14 protein-coding genes are annotated in these 15,921 nt (G+C 71.6%); 8 read left to right on the forward strand and 6 right to left on the reverse strand.

Annotation, left to right across the window (positions count from 1 at the left end; translation table 11 throughout):
* Positions 1-40 precede the first annotated feature (40 nt).
* Positions 41-1,288 carry a threonine ammonia-lyase gene (gene ilvA / locus KBY19_RS05995; protein WP_185018001.1) on the reverse strand — a complete coding sequence of 416 codons (1,248 nt, stop codon included), beginning with the start codon at positions 1,286-1,288 and terminating at the stop codon, positions 41-43.
* Positions 1,289-1,684: 396 nt separating this feature from the next.
* On the opposite strand from ilvA, the gene KBY19_RS06000 reads away from it, so the two are divergent.
* The 3 genes from KBY19_RS06000 to KBY19_RS06010 all read left to right on the forward strand — a co-directional run bounded on the left by KBY19_RS06000 (position 1,685) and on the right by KBY19_RS06010 (position 3,002).
* A complete protein-coding gene (locus KBY19_RS06000; protein ID WP_247690662.1) occupies positions 1,685-2,137 on the forward strand; it encodes a MarR family winged helix-turn-helix transcriptional regulator in 453 nt (150 codons plus the stop codon).
* Positions 2,138-2,212: 75 nt separating this feature from the next.
* Positions 2,213-2,761 carry a sigma factor-like helix-turn-helix DNA-binding protein gene (locus KBY19_RS06005; protein ID WP_210965313.1) on the forward strand — a complete coding sequence of 183 codons (549 nt, stop codon included), beginning with the start codon at positions 2,213-2,215 and terminating at the stop codon, positions 2,759-2,761.
* A complete protein-coding gene (locus tag KBY19_RS06010) occupies positions 2,748-3,002 on the forward strand; it encodes a hypothetical protein (RefSeq protein WP_099883657.1) in 255 nt (84 codons plus the stop codon). Before KBY19_RS06005 ends, KBY19_RS06010 begins: the two co-directional genes overlap by 14 nt.
* Positions 3,003-3,029: 27 nt before the next feature.
* On the opposite strand, the gene KBY19_RS06015 is transcribed toward KBY19_RS06010, so the two are convergent.
* On the reverse strand, positions 3,030-4,232 hold the full coding sequence (locus KBY19_RS06015; protein ID WP_247690654.1) for a cystathionine gamma-synthase: 1,203 nt from the start codon (positions 4,230-4,232) through the stop codon (positions 3,030-3,032).
* A 169-nt stretch (positions 4,233-4,401) separates the two neighbouring features.
* Here KBY19_RS06015 and KBY19_RS06020 point away from each other — a divergent pair, with 169 nt between their 5' ends.
* Entirely contained in the window at positions 4,402-5,604 is a 1,203-nt protein-coding gene (locus tag KBY19_RS06020; protein WP_210965314.1) for a hypothetical protein, read from the forward strand.
* Between the two features lie 157 nt (positions 5,605-5,761).
* On the opposite strand, the gene KBY19_RS06025 is transcribed toward KBY19_RS06020, so the two are convergent.
* A complete protein-coding gene (locus KBY19_RS06025) occupies positions 5,762-6,328 on the reverse strand; it encodes a Uma2 family endonuclease (RefSeq protein ID WP_099883659.1) in 567 nt (188 codons plus the stop codon).
* A 200-nt stretch (positions 6,329-6,528) separates the two neighbouring features.
* Here KBY19_RS06025 and KBY19_RS06030 point away from each other — a divergent pair, with 200 nt between their 5' ends.
* Positions 6,529-8,553 (forward strand): thioredoxin domain-containing protein, encoded by a 2,025-nt coding sequence (locus KBY19_RS06030; protein WP_185018004.1) that lies wholly within the window; start codon positions 6,529-6,531, stop codon positions 8,551-8,553.
* A 38-nt stretch (positions 8,554-8,591) separates the two neighbouring features.
* On the opposite strand, the gene KBY19_RS06035 is transcribed toward KBY19_RS06030, so the two are convergent.
* Together KBY19_RS06035 and KBY19_RS06040 are read right to left on the reverse strand one after the other, a co-directional pair.
* Positions 8,592-9,245, reverse strand: a complete 654-nt coding sequence (locus KBY19_RS06035; protein ID WP_099883661.1) for a TetR/AcrR family transcriptional regulator — start codon at positions 9,243-9,245, stop codon at positions 8,592-8,594.
* Positions 9,246-9,250: 5 nt separating this feature from the next.
* Positions 9,251-10,834 (reverse strand): MFS transporter, encoded by a 1,584-nt coding sequence (locus KBY19_RS06040; RefSeq protein ID WP_247690655.1) that lies wholly within the window; start codon positions 10,832-10,834, stop codon positions 9,251-9,253.
* Positions 10,835-11,009: 175 nt separating this feature from the next.
* On the opposite strand from KBY19_RS06040, the gene KBY19_RS06045 reads away from it, so the two are divergent.
* A complete protein-coding gene (locus tag KBY19_RS06045) occupies positions 11,010-12,221 on the forward strand; it encodes a pyridoxal phosphate-dependent aminotransferase (RefSeq protein ID WP_210965315.1) in 1,212 nt (403 codons plus the stop codon).
* Positions 12,222-12,318: 97 nt separating this feature from the next.
* Positions 12,319-12,732, forward strand: coding sequence for a hypothetical protein (locus tag KBY19_RS06050; protein WP_099883662.1), 414 nt, complete (start codon positions 12,319-12,321; stop codon positions 12,730-12,732).
* A gap of 191 nt (positions 12,733-12,923) precedes the next feature.
* On the opposite strand, the gene KBY19_RS06055 is transcribed toward KBY19_RS06050, so the two are convergent.
* On the reverse strand, positions 12,924-14,798 hold the full coding sequence (locus KBY19_RS06055) for a phosphoenolpyruvate carboxykinase (GTP) (RefSeq protein WP_099883663.1): 1,875 nt from the start codon (positions 14,796-14,798) through the stop codon (positions 12,924-12,926).
* A gap of 276 nt (positions 14,799-15,074) precedes the next feature.
* On the opposite strand from KBY19_RS06055, the gene KBY19_RS06060 reads away from it, so the two are divergent.
* Positions 15,075-15,896 (forward strand): hemolysin III family protein, encoded by an 822-nt coding sequence (locus KBY19_RS06060; protein WP_221506032.1) that lies wholly within the window; start codon positions 15,075-15,077, stop codon positions 15,894-15,896.
* Positions 15,897-15,921 lie beyond the last annotated feature (25 nt).

A 15,921-nucleotide genomic window follows, 5' to 3' on the forward strand; every position in this document is an offset into this window, starting at 1 on the left:
GCTCCCGCGGCTCTGGCCGCCGTCGCACCCGAGGACCGGGTCAGCTCATCACCGTGTACCCCGCCGCACGCAGTCCGGAGGCCACCTCCACGCAGTGCTCGGGGCCCTTGGTCTCCAGGTGCAGCTCGACCTCCACCTCGTCCAGGCCGAGCCGCGGGTCGGTCCGCACATGGCTCACGTCCAGCACGTTGGCGTCCATCACCGACAGCTCGCCCAGCAGCGCCGCGAGCGCTCCGGGCCGGTCCGACAGCCGCAGCCGCAGCGAGAGGTAGCGCCCTGCCGCCGCCATGCCGTGGCGCAGCGTCCGCTGCATCACAAGGGGGTCGACGTTCCCGCCCGAGAGCACCGCCGCGACCGGCCCCTCGAAGCTGTGCGGCGCCGACAGCAGTGCCGCGACCGAGCTCGCCCCCGCGGGCTCCACCACGAGCTTGGCCCGCTCCAGGCAGAGCAACAGGGCGCTGGAGAGGGCGTCTTCGGAGACCGTGCGGATGTCGTCGACCAGGGTGCGGATGATCTCGAACGGCACCTCTCCCGGCTTGCCGACCTTGATGCCGTCCGCCATCGTCGAGACCGAGTCCAGCGCCACCGGGCGCCCGGCCCGCAGCGACGGCGGATACGCGGCCGACCCCTCGGCCTGCACTCCGATCAGCCGCACGTCGGGGCGCAGCGACTTGATGGCGACGGCCATCCCGGCGAGCAGCCCGCCGCCGCCGACACCCACCACGACGGTGCGCACCTCGGGGCACTGCTCCAGCAGTTCCAGGCCCAGCGTCCCCTGGCCCGCCACCACGTGCGGGTGGTCGAAGGGGTGGATGAGGACGGCGCCGGTGGCGTGCGCGTACTCCTTGGCGGCCTCCAGCGTCTCGTCCACGACCTGGCCGTGCATCCGCACCCGCGCCCCGTACTCGCGGGTGGCGGCGACCTTCGGCAGCGGGGCACCCACCGGCATGAAGACCGTGGAGGTCACCCCCAGCAGTGAGGCCGCCAGTGCGACACCCTGGGCGTGGTTGCCGGCGCTCGCCGCGACCACCCCGCGCCGCCGCTCCTCGGGTGCGAGCCCCGCGATCCGCACATAGGCGCCGCGCAGTTTGAACGACCCGGTGCGCTGGAGGTTCTCGCACTTGAGGTGGACGGGGGAGCCGACCAGTGAGGAGAGGTGCCGGGTGCCCTCCACGGCCGTCGTGCGGGCGACGCCCGCGAGGGTCTTGTGGGCGAGGCGTACATCGTCCAGCGAGACGGGCAGTTCGCGGTGGTGGGAGGTGGCAGCGGGGGTTGCACTGGTGACCATTCCGCCAGTCTGGCAGTCGGCCGGCCGGTGGGCGGGCCGCCGGGCAGGCGGCCGCCGGGGGTGGGGGCGGCGAGGGCGTGCCCGGCTCGGGTGCGGGGTGGTCCGCGTGGTCCGCGTCACTGGTTTGTGCACTGGAGGTACGTCACCGGCCCGCTCCGCGTACTCTGTGGCCACCACCTCAGGTCGATGCACCCAACAGACCACCCCAAAACTGTCAAAACTCCACAAAAAATCCCGCAGATCGACGAAGTGAGCGCACCTGCCATGCCCACGCACCCGGACATGACGACAGACACCCCCGACGCGCCGGACGAAGAACCCGCGGTGCCTGCCGACCACGGTGCCGCCTCCGAAGCCGCTGCCAAGCCCGCCTCCGGAGCCGCCGTACTGGAAGCCATGCAGCACCAGCTGGCCGTGTACGCGCGGCGTGCGGAGCAGACCAGGCTCGGCGGGCTCGGCCAGGCCCGCAACTCGATGGACCGCGCGGCCTACCTCCTGCTCAACCGCCTCGACCAGGAGGGCCCCATGGGCGTCAAGGCGCTCGCCGCCGGCATGGGCATCGACTCCTCGACGGTGACCAGGCAGGTCGCCCCGCTGGTCGAGTCGGGCCTGGTCAAGCGCACCTCGCACCCCGAGGACGGGCGCGCGGTCGTCCTCCAGCTCTCGCCGCGCGGCGAGGCGCGGCTGGAGGAGGTCCGCTCCTCGCGACGCAATCTGATGCAGCTCATCACCAAGGACTGGTCGGAAGAGGAGCGCGGCACGTTCTGCAAACTTCTCACCCGCTTCAACAAGGCGATGCTCGAACTGAACCCGAGCAGCCTCGCGCAGCCTCCCAGCGCCGACTCCTGAGCTCCCGAAAGCCCTTGACGCGCCTCTTGATTTGATCTGCAGCCCTGCCGTCCTATAGGCGGCACGGGAGGCGGCGTGCGAGAGCGTCAGGCACGGCAGGAGCGCCTCCGCGCCCGGGAGTTCGAGGCGTTCGTCGCGGGCGCGGGTGGCCGATTGCTGCATGCCGCCACACTGCTGACCGCCGAACCGCCCGGTGCCGCACCCGAGGCGGAACGACTGCTGGTGCGGGCGCTCGCGCGGACCCGCGCCGACTGGAGCCGGTTGCGCGGCGAGGATCCCTACGAGCGCACCCGGCAGACGCTGGCCGCACGCTTCGCCCACATCGGCCGGCGGCACCGCCGCCCGCGCGGCGGACTGCTGGGCGTGCTGCCCCCGCAGGAACGGCTGGTGCTGGTGCTGCGGCTGTACGAGGGGGTGGCCGAGGAGCAGGTCGCCGCCGGGCTGGGGCTCCCCGTCGAACGGGTGCGCGCGCTGCACACCCGCGCCATGGCCACGCTGCTCAGCCGCCCGCCTGAGGCCCCGCACAGCGGCGGGCACAGCCGGAACGGCCCGGACAGCGGGCCCAGCAGGCGCAGCAGGAGCGGCCCGCGCGAGGAAGCGGAGGCGGCGCATGAGCCTGCCTGACCGCAAGGAGGCCGAGGTACGGCGCCTGCTGGAGCAGCGCACCGCCGAACCCGTGCCCGCCGACCTCGCGGAGCGGGCCCTCGCGGAGGGGGCCCGCCTGCTGCGGTGGCGTCGGGTCCTGCGGACGGCGCTGTGGACAGGGGTGTTGGCGGGACTGCTGGCACTGGCCGTGTGGAGCCTCGTCATCCAGCCCTGGTCGGACCCGCCCCCGACGACGACTCCGCCCGCCGGGGGCTGGTGACCCGCCCGCCACACCCCTGCGGAGTGCCTACCCCAGGGCCCGGGTCAGGTCCGCCAGCAGATCGTCGGCCGATTCGATGCCCACCGAGAGGCGGACCAGATCGGCCGGTACCTCCAGCGCGGAGCCCGCCGCCGAGGCGTGCGTCATCCGCCCCGGGTGCTCGATCAGCGACTCCACTCCTCCCAGCGACTCGCCCAGGGTGAACAGCTGCGCCCGGTCGCACACCCGCACCGCGGCCTCCTCGCCGCCCTCGACCCGGAAGGACACCATCCCGCCGAAGCCGCGCATCTGCTTGGCCGCGATCTCGTGCCCGGGGTGGGTGGGCAGCCCGGGGTAGAAGACCTCGGTCACCTTCGGGTGCGCGGTCAGCAGCTGCACCACGCGGGCCGCGTTCTCCCCGTGCCGGTCCATCCGGACGCCCAGCGTCTTGATGCCGCGCATCACCAGCCAGGAGTCGAAGGGCCCGGCGATGCCGCCCATCGCGTTCTGGTGGAAGGCCAGCTCGTCACCGAGCGCGGGATCGGCGACGACCAGCGCGCCGCCCACCACGTCGGAGTGGCCGCCCATGTACTTGGTCGTCGAGTGCACGACGACATCGGCGCCGAGCGCGAGCGGCTGCTGCAGATAGGGGCTGGCGAAGGTGTTGTCGACGACCAGCCGCGCGCCCGCGCCGTGCGCCACCTCGGCGACCGCCGCGATGTCGGTGATGCCCAGCAGCGGGTTGGAGGGGGTCTCCACCCACACCGCCTTGGTGCGCTCGCGCAGCACGGCCTGTACGGCGGCCGGGTCGGAGGAGTCGGCCACCGACCACTGCACCCCCCACCGCTCGGCGACCCGCGCGAAGAGCCGGAAGGTGCCGCCGTACGCGTCGTCGGGGATGACCACATGGTCGCCGGGGGTGAGCAGGGTGCGCAGCAGGCAGTCCTCGGCGGCCAGCCCCGAGGCGAAGGCGAGGCCGCGCCTGCCGCCCTCCAGCGCGGCCAGATTCTCCTCCAATGCGGTGCGGGTCGGGTTCGCCGAGCGGCTGTACTCGTAGCCGCCGCGCAGCCCCCCGACGCCGTCCTGTTTGTAGGTGGAGACCTGGTGGATGGGCGGTACCACCGCCCCCGTGCCCTCGTCGGCGGCCTGGCCCGCGTGGATGGCGAGGGTCTCGAAGCCCTGCGGTGTCTGCGGGGTCGTCGGGGTGTCGTCGGCCCCGCTGCCGATGCCGTTGTCGCGCTGCTCACTCATGGAGGCGAGACTAGTGGGCCGTACGGTGGAGTGGGGCGGGCTCAGGCCGAGCCCGGCCCCTCCGCACGGTCCCGACCCAGCCTTCCCCCCGGGGGGCGCCTCCCAGCGGTAGCCGGGGGACTCCGGCCGGGAGATGCCCAAGCCCGTCACAGCGTGGAGATCCGACGTCATGGAAGCCCTGCTCCTCCTGATCGCACTCGTCGCCATCTTCGGTGTGGCCGTCTATCCGGTGATGCGCCGCAGGCGGCTGCGGCAAAGCCTCGGACAGGGCGGCGCGGGGCCGCTCCGGGCGGTCGATCCGAGTGCCGGATACGGCTTCGTCCCCGCCGACGAGCTCGACGTACGGCTGCCCGGCCCCGACCGGGAGCTGGTCGAGGCGCTGGAGGAGACCCAGCGCACCCAGGACTATCAGCCGGTGGCACGGCTGCTGGCCTTCACCGGTGACGAGTACGAGCTGCGCTGGCAGCGGGTGCAGTCGCTGGCGGGCGCGGCGGCGATGGAGCTCGCGAGCTCCCGGGCGTACGCCGAGGAAGCGGGCGGCAAGGCGGCGGAAGCCGAGGGGCCGCCCGACGCCGGTGCCGCGGGCGTGTCCTTCAGCAAGGACCGGCCCGGCGCGCTTCCGGACGCCCGCTGGCTGCGGGAGTGGCGCGCCCAGCAGCCGCACGACCACGGGGGCGCGCAGGTGTACGCGCAGTTCCTGGTCTTCCAAGCGCTGGCCGACGCCAACTCCAGCGCCTACCGCATCATCCTGGAGGAGGCCCGCGAGGTGGCGCGCGACGCCGCGAAGCTGGCCCCCACCGACCCGACGCCGTACATCACCGAGCTGTTCATCGCCCGCCACCTCGGCTACCGCGAGGCCGATTTCGAGTCCCTGTGGGCCACCGTCCGGCGACTGGCGCCCACACACATGGGCGCCCATCTCGCGGCGCTGCCCTACTGGTCGGCCAAGGCCGTGGGGTCCAAGCAGCAGGCCGACGACTTCGCCCGCACCGCCGCGGCGCACGCCCCCGAGGGCACCCTGCTCCCCGCGCTCCCGCTGTTCGCCGCCTACGACCACCTGCCCGAGGTGAACATGGTCCGCGGCCTCTACCGGAGCGAGGAGATCAGCAAGGCTGTCGAGGCCGCCGAGTACGCGGTCGACCAGGTCGAGGACGACCACCCGGTCCGCCCGCACGTGCTCCATCTGCTCGTCTGGTTCCTCGTCCGCGCCGAACGCTACGGGGAGGCCATGGAAGCCCTCGCCGCCGTCGACGGGCACGTCGGCGCCGTCCCATGGGTCGACGAGGGCGACCCCGCCGCCGCCTACGCCGCCTACCGTGCCCTCGCGGTGGCCGGCTGGGAGGCGACGGGCGGCGCACGGGCCTCGCACTGACGGCGGTCGGCCGCCTGCGGCCCAACCGGAGTGCGTCCCGCCGTGCGCGGTGCGTCACCATGGCCGGAGACGTTTCCGCGTTCCCGTTCCCCGGAGCTACCGCTTTCCCTTGTGATCGGTCATGAGGGAATGAGCTTCGGTATGAGCTTCGGCGCTGTCAGAGGGTTCCCAGATCGACAGTGACGGAGAAGGGCGCGGTGGCCTTGATGACGCCGGTGAACACCTCGCCGTCCCTGTACGTCCTGGTAGCGGGATCGAGAACATAGGTGTAGACGATCGGGACACCGGTGGCGGCCTGTTCGATCCGCCAGTAGAAGCAGATTCCCGCTTTTGCGTACTGGTCCACCTTCACGATCCGGTCGGTGGTCTCCGAGCCCGGCGACACGACCTCCACCACGAGGAGCACATGCTCCGGACGTGTGGGCGTCAGGTCGAGCGTCTCCGCCCGGTACACGATGACATCCGGACGCCGGTTGGTGAGCGGAACGTCCTGCAGGCGGACGTCGAAGTCCGTGTCGGCGTTCCAGTCCGGGCCCGCGGCGGTGTCCAGGGCGTTGGCCAAGATCCGGGCCAGCCGGTTGTGCCGCTTGGACGCGCTCGGGCTCACGACGACCATTCCGTCCACGATCTCGATGCCGGCGCACTGCTCCTCGGACCAGGAGTCGTACTGCTCCGCGCTGATCTGCGTGTGCATCCACGCGGGCGCGACCATCTCGGCGGCCATGCTGTACCTCCTCGAGGAGCCTCGGCAGTTCCGGCGCTGCTGGGCTCAGCCTACTGTCGTGTGGTGCCGGGGCGCCCGGTTCGCAAAGGAGCCGACAGGGCCCTCCCCGTCGGCTCCGGCGGGCTCGCACTGACGGCGGTCGGCCGCCTGCGGCCCAACCGGAGTGCGTCCCGCCGTGCGCGGTGCGTCACCATGGCCGTATGGCGAATCGACTCGCGGATGAGACCTCTCCGTACCTGCTCCAGCACGCGGAGAACCCCGTCGACTGGTGGCCCTGGGGTGAGGGGGCCTTCGAGGAGGCGCGGCGGCGCGGGGTGCCGGTGCTGCTGAGCGTGGGGTACGCGAGCTGCCACTGGTGCCATGTGATGGCGCACGAGAGCTTCGAGGACGAGGCGACGGCGCAGCTGATGAACGCGCACTTCGTCAGCGTGAAGGTGGACCGCGAGGAGCGGCCGGACGTGGACGCCGTCTACATGGAGGCCGTGCAGGCGGCGACCGGGCAGGGCGGCTGGCCGATGACGGTGTTTCTGACGCCCGGCGCCGAGCCGTTCTACTTCGGGACGTACTTCCCGCCCGAGCCGCGGCACGGCATGCCCTCCTTCCGGCAGATCCTGGAGGGCGTACGGACCGCGTGGCAGGACCGGCGCGAGGAGGTGGCCGATGTCGCCTCCCGGATCAGCGCGGACCTGGCCGGGCGCAGCATCCGGCTGGGTGCGCCGCAGGCGCCCGGCGGTGAGGAGATGGGAGCCGCGCTGCTCGGGCTGACCAAGGACTTCGACGCCCGGCACGGAGGGTTCGGCGGGGCGCCGAAGTTCCCGCCGTCGATGGTGCTGGAGTTCCTGCTGCGGCATCATGCGCGCACCGGCTCCGAGGGTGCGCTGCAGATGGTCGAGGCGACGTGCGAGGCGATGGCCAGGGGCGGGATCTACGACCAGTTGGGGGGCGGTTTCGCCCGCTACTCCGTCGATGCGGAATGGATCGTTCCGCACTTCGAGAAGATGCTCTACGACAACGCGCTGCTGTGTCGCGTGTACGCGCATCTGTGGCGTTCCACCGGGGCGGAGCGGGCCCGCCGCGTCGCTTTGGAGACGGCGGACTTCCTGGTCCGCGAGCTCGGCACCGCCGAGGGCGGCTTCGCCTCCGCGCTGGACGCCGACAGCGACGACGGGCACGGCCGCCACGCCGAGGGCGCCTACTACGTATGGACCCCGCAGCAGCTCGCCGAGGTGCTGGGGGAGGACGACGCCCGGTCGGCGGCCGACTGCTTCCGTGTCACGCAGGAGGGCACGTTCGAGGGCGGCGCGTCCGTGCTGCAGCTCCCGGACCGGGCCTCGCCGCTGATGGACGCGGCCCGCTTCGAGTCCGTACGGCGCAGGCTGTTCGAGGCGCGTTCGCAGCGGCCGCGGCCCGAGCGCGACGACAAGGTCGTGACGGCCTGGAACGGGCTGGCCGTCGCGGCGCTCGCCGAGACGGGCGCCTATTTCGAACGGCCCGATCTGGTGGAAGCAGCCGTCCGTGCCGCACGTCTGCTCGCCGAGGTGCACTCGTTCGACGAGGGGCGCCGCCTGGTGCGTACCTCGCGCAACGGGGTACCCGGCAGCAGCGCGGGCGTACTGGAGGACTACGCCGACACCGCGGAGGGCTATCTGACGCTGTACGCGGTGACCGGCGGCGCCGAGTGGCTGACGCGTGCGGGAACCCTCCTGGACACGGTGCTGGAACGGTTCGCCGGCGAGGACGGCACCCTGTACGACACGGCCGACGACGCCGAGCAGCTGATCCGGCGCCCCCAGGACCCCACCGACAACGCCGTGCCCTCCGGATGGAACGCGGCTGCCGGTGCGCTGCTGACCTACGGCGCCTACACGGGCGACCACCGCTACCGGGAAGCCGCCGAGCAGGCGCTCGGCGTCGTACGGGAACTCGCCGCACGGGCACCCCGCTTCATCGGCTGGGGGCTGGCCGTCGGCGAGGCGCTGCTGGACGGTCCGCGAGAGGTCGCCGTGGTGGGCGGCGAGGAGGCCGCCCCACTGCACCGGGCCGCCCTGCTGGCCGGCGCACCCGGCGCCGTGGTGGCCGTGGGTGCGCCGGACACCGCCGAGGTACCGCTGCTGCGGGACCGGGGGCTGGTCGAGGGCCGCCCCGCCGCCTATGTGTGCCGTGGCTTCGTGTGCGCCGCGCCGGTAACGGACGTGGAGGCGCTGGAGGCGGCCCTGCGCGACTGAGGGGCGGAGGGAGTCCCGGGCCGCGCCGCCGCGGGAGGCTACAGCGTCAGCCCGCGTTCCAGTACGCCCAGGGCGCGGGTCACCAGAGCGCGCAGGTCCTCCAGGGTGCCCGCCGTGCCGGTGTCCACCCAGGAGTACATGGCCTCCATGAGGGCCCCGAGCATGGCGCCGGTCACGATGCGCAGTTCGAGGTCGTCCTCGGCGCGGCCGGTGCGCTCGGCGAGGGCGCGGCGCAGCAGCCATGCCGTCTCCGCCGAGTGCTCGCTCATCCGGCCGCGCAGTGCGGGCACCTCCCGGATGAGACGGACGCGCTGCAGGGTCTCGGCGGCGTCGGCCTGGTAGATACGGGCGATCGAGGAGTACAGGGCTTCGCGCAGTGCGGCGACCGGGGGCTCGTTCGGCGGGCGCTGCCGCAGCGTCTCCTCGATCAAGGGGTCGTACTCGTCGGTCAGCACGATGTCTTCCTTGGTGGGGAAGTAGCGGAAGACGGTGCTGGGGGAGACCTCCGCCTCCTCGGCGATCTGGTCGACGGGCGTGGCGTCGTACCCCTGTTCCTCGAAGAGGCGGTATGCGGTCCGCCGGATGGCCTGCCGGGTCTGGATCTTCTTGCGCTCGCGCAGACTCGGCTTGGCTGGGGGAAGGTCGGTGTCCGCCGCGGTGTCGTCGGCGGATTCTGTACGTGCGGGGGCCATACATCTCATTGTCGGCCATCGTCCCCTGGCAGGGCCATGTCCGGGACACTGCCGGTGTCCTCGCGGTGTCGGCGCGGCAGTGCGCCGGGCGCGGTCGCCAGCAGCAGCGCGCCCGCCACGGCCGCGGCGCCGCACACCAGCAGCACCTGGCTCATCCCGGCCAGGAAGGCCTTGTCCGCGGCGTGGGCGAGCTGCGGCAGACCGAGCCGGTCGGCGATCTCGTGCGCGGTGACGACGGATTCCTCCGCCTCCGGTACGGCCGCGGCGGCCCGACCGCCCGCCGCCCGGGGATCCGCATCCAGCCGGGTGGCGTACGTCTGGGCGAGCAGGCTGCCCAGCAGGGCGATGCCCAGTGCCGTGCCCACCTGTCGCACCGTCATCAGCAGCCCGGAGCCGCTGCCGGTGCGGTCGGCGGGGAGTGTGGCGAGGGCGGCGTCCATGGCGGGCACCATGGCCAGCCCGGCACCGAGCCCGGTGACCGTCAGCCAGGTGGCGGCCAGGGCGTACCCGTCGGCGGTGCCGGTACGGGCACCGAGGAACGCGGCGAACGCGAGTGCCGTGAGGCCCGCACTGATCACCGGCCGCGGCCCCAGCCGTGCGGTCAGCGGGCCGGCGGCCCGGGCGGCGACCACGATCCCGGCCATCATCGGCAGCAGGCGCACACCGGTGCCGAGCGCGTCGTTGCCCAGGACCGTCTGGAGGTACTGCGGAACGATGAACAGCAGCCCGGCCAGCACCAGCGTCACCAGCGTCACCGCCAGGGCGCTCCAGCGGAATCCGGGGGCGCGCAGCAGCGCGAGGTCGAGCATGGGCCGGGCACCGCGCTGCTCGGTGCGCCGCTCGCGCAGCAGCAGCCACACCAGCAGCAGCACCGAGCCGGGGAGGAGCCCCATGATCAGCGGATCGCTCCAGCCGCGCGTCGGGCCCTCGATGATCGCGAAGACGAGCAGGGCGAGTCCGGCCACACCCAGTACGCCGCTCAGCGGGTCGACGCGGGTGGCGGACGGGTCGCGGGACTCGGGCAGGAGCAGCAGGCAGGCGAGGATGCCGAGCGCCGCGAGCGGAACGTTGACGAGGAAGATCGAGCCCCACCAGTAGTGGTCCAGCAGCCAGCCACCGATGATCGGCCCGAGCGGCATGCCGCCCGCGACGGCCGCGGTGACCACCCCGATGGCCTTGGTGCGCTCCTTCTCGTCGGGGAAGAGCGACGGCAGCACGGCCAGCACCAGGGGGGAGACCAGGGCCGCTCCGAGTCCCATTCCGGCGCGGGCCGCGATCACCCAGCCGGGCCGGTCCGCGAGGGTGCCCAGCAGCGAGCCGACGAGGAAGACGGCCAGTCCCGCCATCAGCAGCAGTCGGCGGCCGTAGCGGTCGCCGAGCAGGCCGGCGGGCAGCATCGTCGCGGCGAAGACGACGACGTACGCGTCGACGATCCACTGCATGTCGCCGGTGTCGGCATGCAGTTGGGAGGCCATCTCGGGCAGTGCGACGTTCAGGATCGTCAGGTCGAAGCCGAGGGTGAGCATGCAGGCGCCGAGGGCGCCCAGCGCCCACCAGCGGCGTGCCGGGCTCTGGGGTGCGGTGGTCATGGGAGCCCCTTCCTTCTGACCCGAATGTTTTGACAGTAACTCTCAACTGGGAGTCGCTGTCAATGCAGGGGGAGGGGGTGGAGCCCAGGGAGTTCCTCCGCGCGGTGGGGCGAGGGGTCCCCGAGGTGAGGGAAAACATAGGGCGCCCTGTCAACGGCGCCCGTAAGGTGGCGCTATGCAGGTCATCCAGTCGACGAAGCTCGCCAACGTCTGTTACGAGATCCGGGGCCCGGTCCTGGAGGAGGCGACGCGGCTGGAGGCGGCAGGGCACCAGATCCTCAAGCTGAACACCGGGAATCCGGCGGCGTTCGGCTTCGACTGCCCGCCCGAGATCCTCGAGGACATGCTCCGCAACGTCGGCACCGCGCACGGTTACGGCGACGCGAAGGGGCTGCTGTCCGCCCGGCGGGCGGTGATGCAGCACTACCAGAACCAGGGCATCGAGCTGTCGGTCGACGACATCTACCTGGGCAACGGGGTCTCCGAGCTGATCCAGATGTCGATGCAGGCGCTGCTGGACGACGGCGACGAGGTGCTGGTCCCCGCGCCCGACTACCCGCTGTGGACCGCCTCGGTCTCGCTGGCGGGTGGCACCGCGGTGCACTACCGCTGTGACGAGCAGTCCGACTGGATGCCCGATCCGGCGGACATCGAGCGCAAGATCACCGACCGCACCAAGGCGCTGGTGATCATCAATCCGAACAACCCCACCGGCGCGGTCTACGGCGAGGAGGTCCTGCGCGAGCTCACCGACATCGCCCGCCGTCACCACCTGACCGTGTGCTCCGACGAGATCTACGACAAGATCCTCTACGACGGCGCCACGCACACCCCGACCACGCTGGTCGCGCCCGACCTGCTGACGCTCACCTTCAACGGCCTGTCCAAGTCGTACCGGGTCGCCGGCTACCGCAGCGGCTGGCTCGCGGTCTGCGGTCCCAAGGCGCACGCCGCGAGCTATATCGAGGGACTGACGATCCTCGCCAACATGCGGCTGTGCGCGAACGTGCCGGCCCAGCACGCGGTGGCCGCGGCGCTGGGCGGGCGGCAGTCGATCGAGGACCTGGTGCTGCCGGGCGGCCGGCTGTGCGAGCAGCGTGACGCGGCCTACGAACTGCTGACCCGGATTCCGGGTGTCACCTGTGTGCGGCCCAAGGGTGCGATCTACGCTTTCCCCCGGCTGGATCCGAAGGTCTACAAGATCAAGGACGACCGGCAGATGGTGATCGACCTGCTGCGCGCGGAGAAGATCATGATTGTGCACGGGACCGGGTTCAACTGGCCCGAGCCCGATCACTTCCGGATCGTCAACCTGCCCGGTGTCACCGAACTGCGCGACGCCGTAACCAGGATCGGTCATTTCCTGGACGGTTACAGCCAGCCGTAACCGGTCGTGAGCACCTGGAGCTTGCGCGATGAATGCGGGCCAACTTTAGACGGTGTCCAAGTTAGGATGGTCTCCGGAAAGCATCAGGAGGCCATCCATGTACGAACCGATCCGCACCAAGTCGGTCCACACCGTGGCCGACAGCACCCACGCCGGGCTGCCGCGCCGCACTCGCGAGGAAGAGCTGGACATCCGTCTGGCCGGGCACCTGACCGCGCTGCTGACGGTGACGGACGAGCTGCGGGCGCTGACGCCGAGCGCTTCGCTGGATGCCGCCGCGCAGCAGCTCGCCGCCCACGCGGCTCGCCTGTCCGGCGGGCGGGCACCGCTGCGTGCCGAGCCTTCGGCCCTGCGGGCCGACGCCGCGCATGTGGCCTCCCTCCACGCGCGGGCGCGCACCCTCGCCGGTAACGCGCTCGCGGTCGCCACCTCTCGCGGCGACGAGGCGGTCACCGCACTGATGACGGCCCGCATCGAGGCCCACGCCGGCGCCGAGGGCGTACTGGTGTAGGTGCCGCACCCGCGCGACGGACGCACCCCGCGCCCGCGGCGTGAGCCGTCGCGCGGGTGCGGCCCGGTGGCCGGTGCTGCGCCTGCCCACCCTGCTCCCTCAGGCTCTTCGAGCAAGGGGTGTCCCCGGGGGCGCCCCCCGGCCGAAGGCTGGGGGAGCAGACCGCCCAGGGGCGGCAGGGGGGCGCGGCGTCACTTCAGGCGCTGTACAAGTGCGCGGTACTCGTCCCACAGGGCGCGCGGCGTGTGGTCGCCGAAGGTGTTCAGGTGCTCGGGGATCAGTGCCGCTTCGTCGCGCCAGACGTCCTTGTCGACCGCCAGGATGAAGTCCAGCTCCGACTCCGAGAGACCCAGCCCCTCGGTGTCCAGGTCCTCCTTGCGCGGCAGGATGCCGATGGGGGTCTCGACCCCCTCGACCTGACCGTTCAGCCGCTGGACGATCCACTTGAGCACGCGGCTGTTCTCGCCGAAGCCGGGCCAGACGAACGAGCCGTTCTCGTCCTTCTTGAACCAGTTGACGTAGTAGATCTTCGGCAGCTTGGCGGGGTCGGCCTGCTCGCCGACCTCCAGCCAGTGGCCGAAGTAGTCGCCCATGTTGTAGCCGCAGAAGGGCAGCATCGCGAACGGGTCGCGGCGCAGCTCACCGACCTTGCCCTCGGCGGCGGCGGTCTTCTCGCTGGCGACGTTGGCACCGAGGAAGACGCCGTGCTGCCAGTCGAAGGACTCGGTCACCAGCGGGACGGCGGTGGCGCGCCGGCCGCCGAAGAGGATGGCCGAGATCGGCACGCCGCGCGGGTCCTCCCACTCGGGGGCGATGATCGGGCACTGTCCGGCGGGGACGGTGAACCGCGCGTTGGGGTGTGCGGCGGGGGTGCCGGACTCCGGCGTCCAGTCGTTGCCCTTCCAATCGGTGAGGTGTGCGGGGGGCTCCTCGGTCATGCCCTCCCACCACACGTCGTTGTCGTCGGTGAGGGCGACGTTGGTGAAGATCGCGTTGCCCCACAGGGTCTTCATCGCGTTGGCGTTGGTGTCCTCGCCGGTGCCGGGGGCCACCCCGAAGAAGCCCGCCTCCGGGTTGATGGCGTAGAGGCGGCCGTCCTCGCCGAACCGCATCCAGGCGATGTCGTCACCGATCGTCTCCACCGTCCAGCCGGGGACGGTGGGCTGCAGCATGGCCAGGTTGGTCTTGCCGCAGGCCGACGGGAACGCGGCGGCCACGTACTTGGCCTCCCCGCGCGGCGGCGTCAGCTTGAGCACCAGCATGTGCTCGGCCAGCCAGCCCTCGTCGCGGGCCATCACCGAGGCGATGCGCAGCGCGTAGCACTTCTTGCCGAGCAGCGCGTTGCCGCCGTAGCCCGATCCGTAGGACCAGATCTCGCGGGTCTCGGGGAAGTGGGAGATGTACTTGGTCGGGTTGCAGGGCCACGGCACGTCCTGCTCGCCGTCGGCGAGCGGGGCGCCCACGGTGTGCACGGCCTTCACGAACCGGCCTTCCTCGCCGAGCTCTTCCAACACGGCGCTGCCCATGCGGGTCATGGTACGCATGGAGACGGCGACGTAGGCGGAGTCGGTGATCTCCACGCCGAGTGCGGAGAGCGGGGAGCCCAGCGGGCCCATGCAGAACGGGACGACGTACATCGTGCGGCCGCGCATCGAACCGCGGAAGATGCCCTGTTCCCCGGCGAAGCCCCCCTTGTCTCCCATGAAGACGGCCTTCATCTCCGCGGGGGCCTTCCAGTGGTTCGTGGGGCCCGCGTCCTCCTCCTTCTCGGAGCAGATGAACGTACGGTCCTCGACCCGGGCGACGTCGGACGGGTCGGAGGCGGCGTAGTAGGAGTTGGGGCGTTTGACCGGGTCGAGCTTCTTGAACGTGCCCCTGGCGACCAGCTCTTCGCACAAGCGGTCGTACTCGGCCTCGGAGCCGTCGCACCACACGACGCGGTCCGGCTGGGTCAGCTCGGCGATGCCGTCGACCCAGGAGAGCAGCTCCTGGTGGTTGGTGGGGGCGTCCCCGGAAGTCGAGGTGGACGAGGTTGAGGTGAGGGGAGCCGCAGAACTGCGCGCCACGATCGCTCCAGACGTTTGAGGGTTTTGTTTCGACTTGCAGCGCGCCCCTTGGGGGCCGCGACCCGGATGCTTTCGTGGCGGTTTGTCTCGTCGCTCATCCGGTGCCGCTTGTGCTCATCTGATCATGCGATGCGAATGGTTGTCTGTCCAGACGGGGTGTGTGTGTCCGTCGACACGTAGGGTCTTCCCAGGCGGCACACAGGGTCATTCCGACTGGCGGCGACCCGTAACCTACGGGAGCGTAGGTCGCACATATGTCGTGGGTACGATGGCCTGATGACCGACTCCGCGTCCCCGTCTTCGGAGCCTGCCGCTGTGACCTCCCCACCCTCCAGCGCACCGTCCTCGCACGACTCCCCCTCGCACGACTCCGCTGCGGCCTCCCCCACGGCCGCCGCCACCTCCTCCCCTCCGCACTCGGCCGCCGCCCGGCTGTCCGCCTCGGCGCACTCCGCGGCGGAGGCCATCAAGCCCAAACTGCGGGGCTGGCTGCATCTGGGCATGTTCCCCGCCGTGCTGGTCTCCGGCATGTTCCTGACCGCTCTCGCCGACAGCACCCGCGGCCGAGTCGCCTGCGCCATCTACACGTTGACGGCCTGCCTGCTCTTCGGGGTCAGCGCGCTGTACCACCGCGGCGACTGGAGCCCCCGTGTCAACGCCGTGCTGCGGCGTCTCGATCACGCCAACATCTTTTTGATCATCGCCGGCACCTACACCCCGCTGACGATCCTGCTGCTGCCCGACGGACGCCGTGACGTGCTGCTGTGGGGCATCTGGATAGCCGCCGGGCTCGGTATCGCCTTCCGGGTCTTCTGGGTGGGCGCCCCGCGCTGGCTCTACACGCCCTGCTACATCGCCATGGGCTGGGCCGCCGTCTTCTTCCTGCCCGACTTCATGCGGCAGGGCGGGATCGGGGTGATGGTGTGCGTCATCGTGGGCGGCGTCCTCTACAGCGCGGGCGGCGTCATCTACGGCATCAAGCGGCCGAACCCGTCACCCCGCTGGTTCGGCTTCCACGAGGTGTTCCACTCCTTCACGCTGGCCGCGTTCGCCGTCCACTACGTGGGGATCTCGCTGGTCGCCTACCAGCACGCGTAGCCCCTCCGGGGGAGTCGCGATCACG

The organism is Streptomyces sp. B15 (assembly GCF_018070605.1).
In the GTDB taxonomy this organism is placed as follows: domain Bacteria; phylum Actinomycetota; class Actinomycetes; order Streptomycetales; family Streptomycetaceae; genus Streptomyces; species Streptomyces smyrnaeus.

Coding starts and splice junctions, on each gene's coding strand:
- KBY19_RS06015 (WP_247690654.1), bottom strand. CDS start 4,232: ATGAGTGAGCAGCGCGACAACGGCATCGGCAGCGGGGCCGACGACACC.
- KBY19_RS06045 (WP_210965315.1), top strand. CDS start 11,010: ATGCAGGTCATCCAGTCGACGAAGCTCGCCAACGTCTGTTACGAGATC.
- KBY19_RS06040 (WP_247690655.1), bottom strand. CDS start 10,834: ATGACCACCGCACCCCAGAGCCCGGCACGCCGCTGGTGGGCGCTGGGC.
- KBY19_RS06035 (WP_099883661.1), bottom strand. CDS start 9,245: ATGGCCCCCGCACGTACAGAATCCGCCGACGACACCGCGGCGGACACC.
- KBY19_RS06060 (WP_221506032.1), top strand. CDS start 15,075: ATGACCGACTCCGCGTCCCCGTCTTCGGAGCCTGCCGCTGTGACCTCC.
- KBY19_RS06000 (WP_247690662.1), top strand. CDS start 1,685: ATGCAGCACCAGCTGGCCGTGTACGCGCGGCGTGCGGAGCAGACCAGG.
- KBY19_RS06010 (WP_099883657.1), top strand. CDS start 2,748: ATGAGCCTGCCTGACCGCAAGGAGGCCGAGGTACGGCGCCTGCTGGAG.
- KBY19_RS06020 (WP_210965314.1), top strand. CDS start 4,402: ATGGAAGCCCTGCTCCTCCTGATCGCACTCGTCGCCATCTTCGGTGTG.
- KBY19_RS06030 (WP_185018004.1), top strand. CDS start 6,529: ATGGCGAATCGACTCGCGGATGAGACCTCTCCGTACCTGCTCCAGCAC.
- KBY19_RS06050 (WP_099883662.1), top strand. CDS start 12,319: ATGTACGAACCGATCCGCACCAAGTCGGTCCACACCGTGGCCGACAGC.
- ilvA (WP_185018001.1), bottom strand. CDS start 1,288: ATGGTCACCAGTGCAACCCCCGCTGCCACCTCCCACCACCGCGAACTG.
- KBY19_RS06025 (WP_099883659.1), bottom strand. CDS start 6,328: ATGGCCGCCGAGATGGTCGCGCCCGCGTGGATGCACACGCAGATCAGC.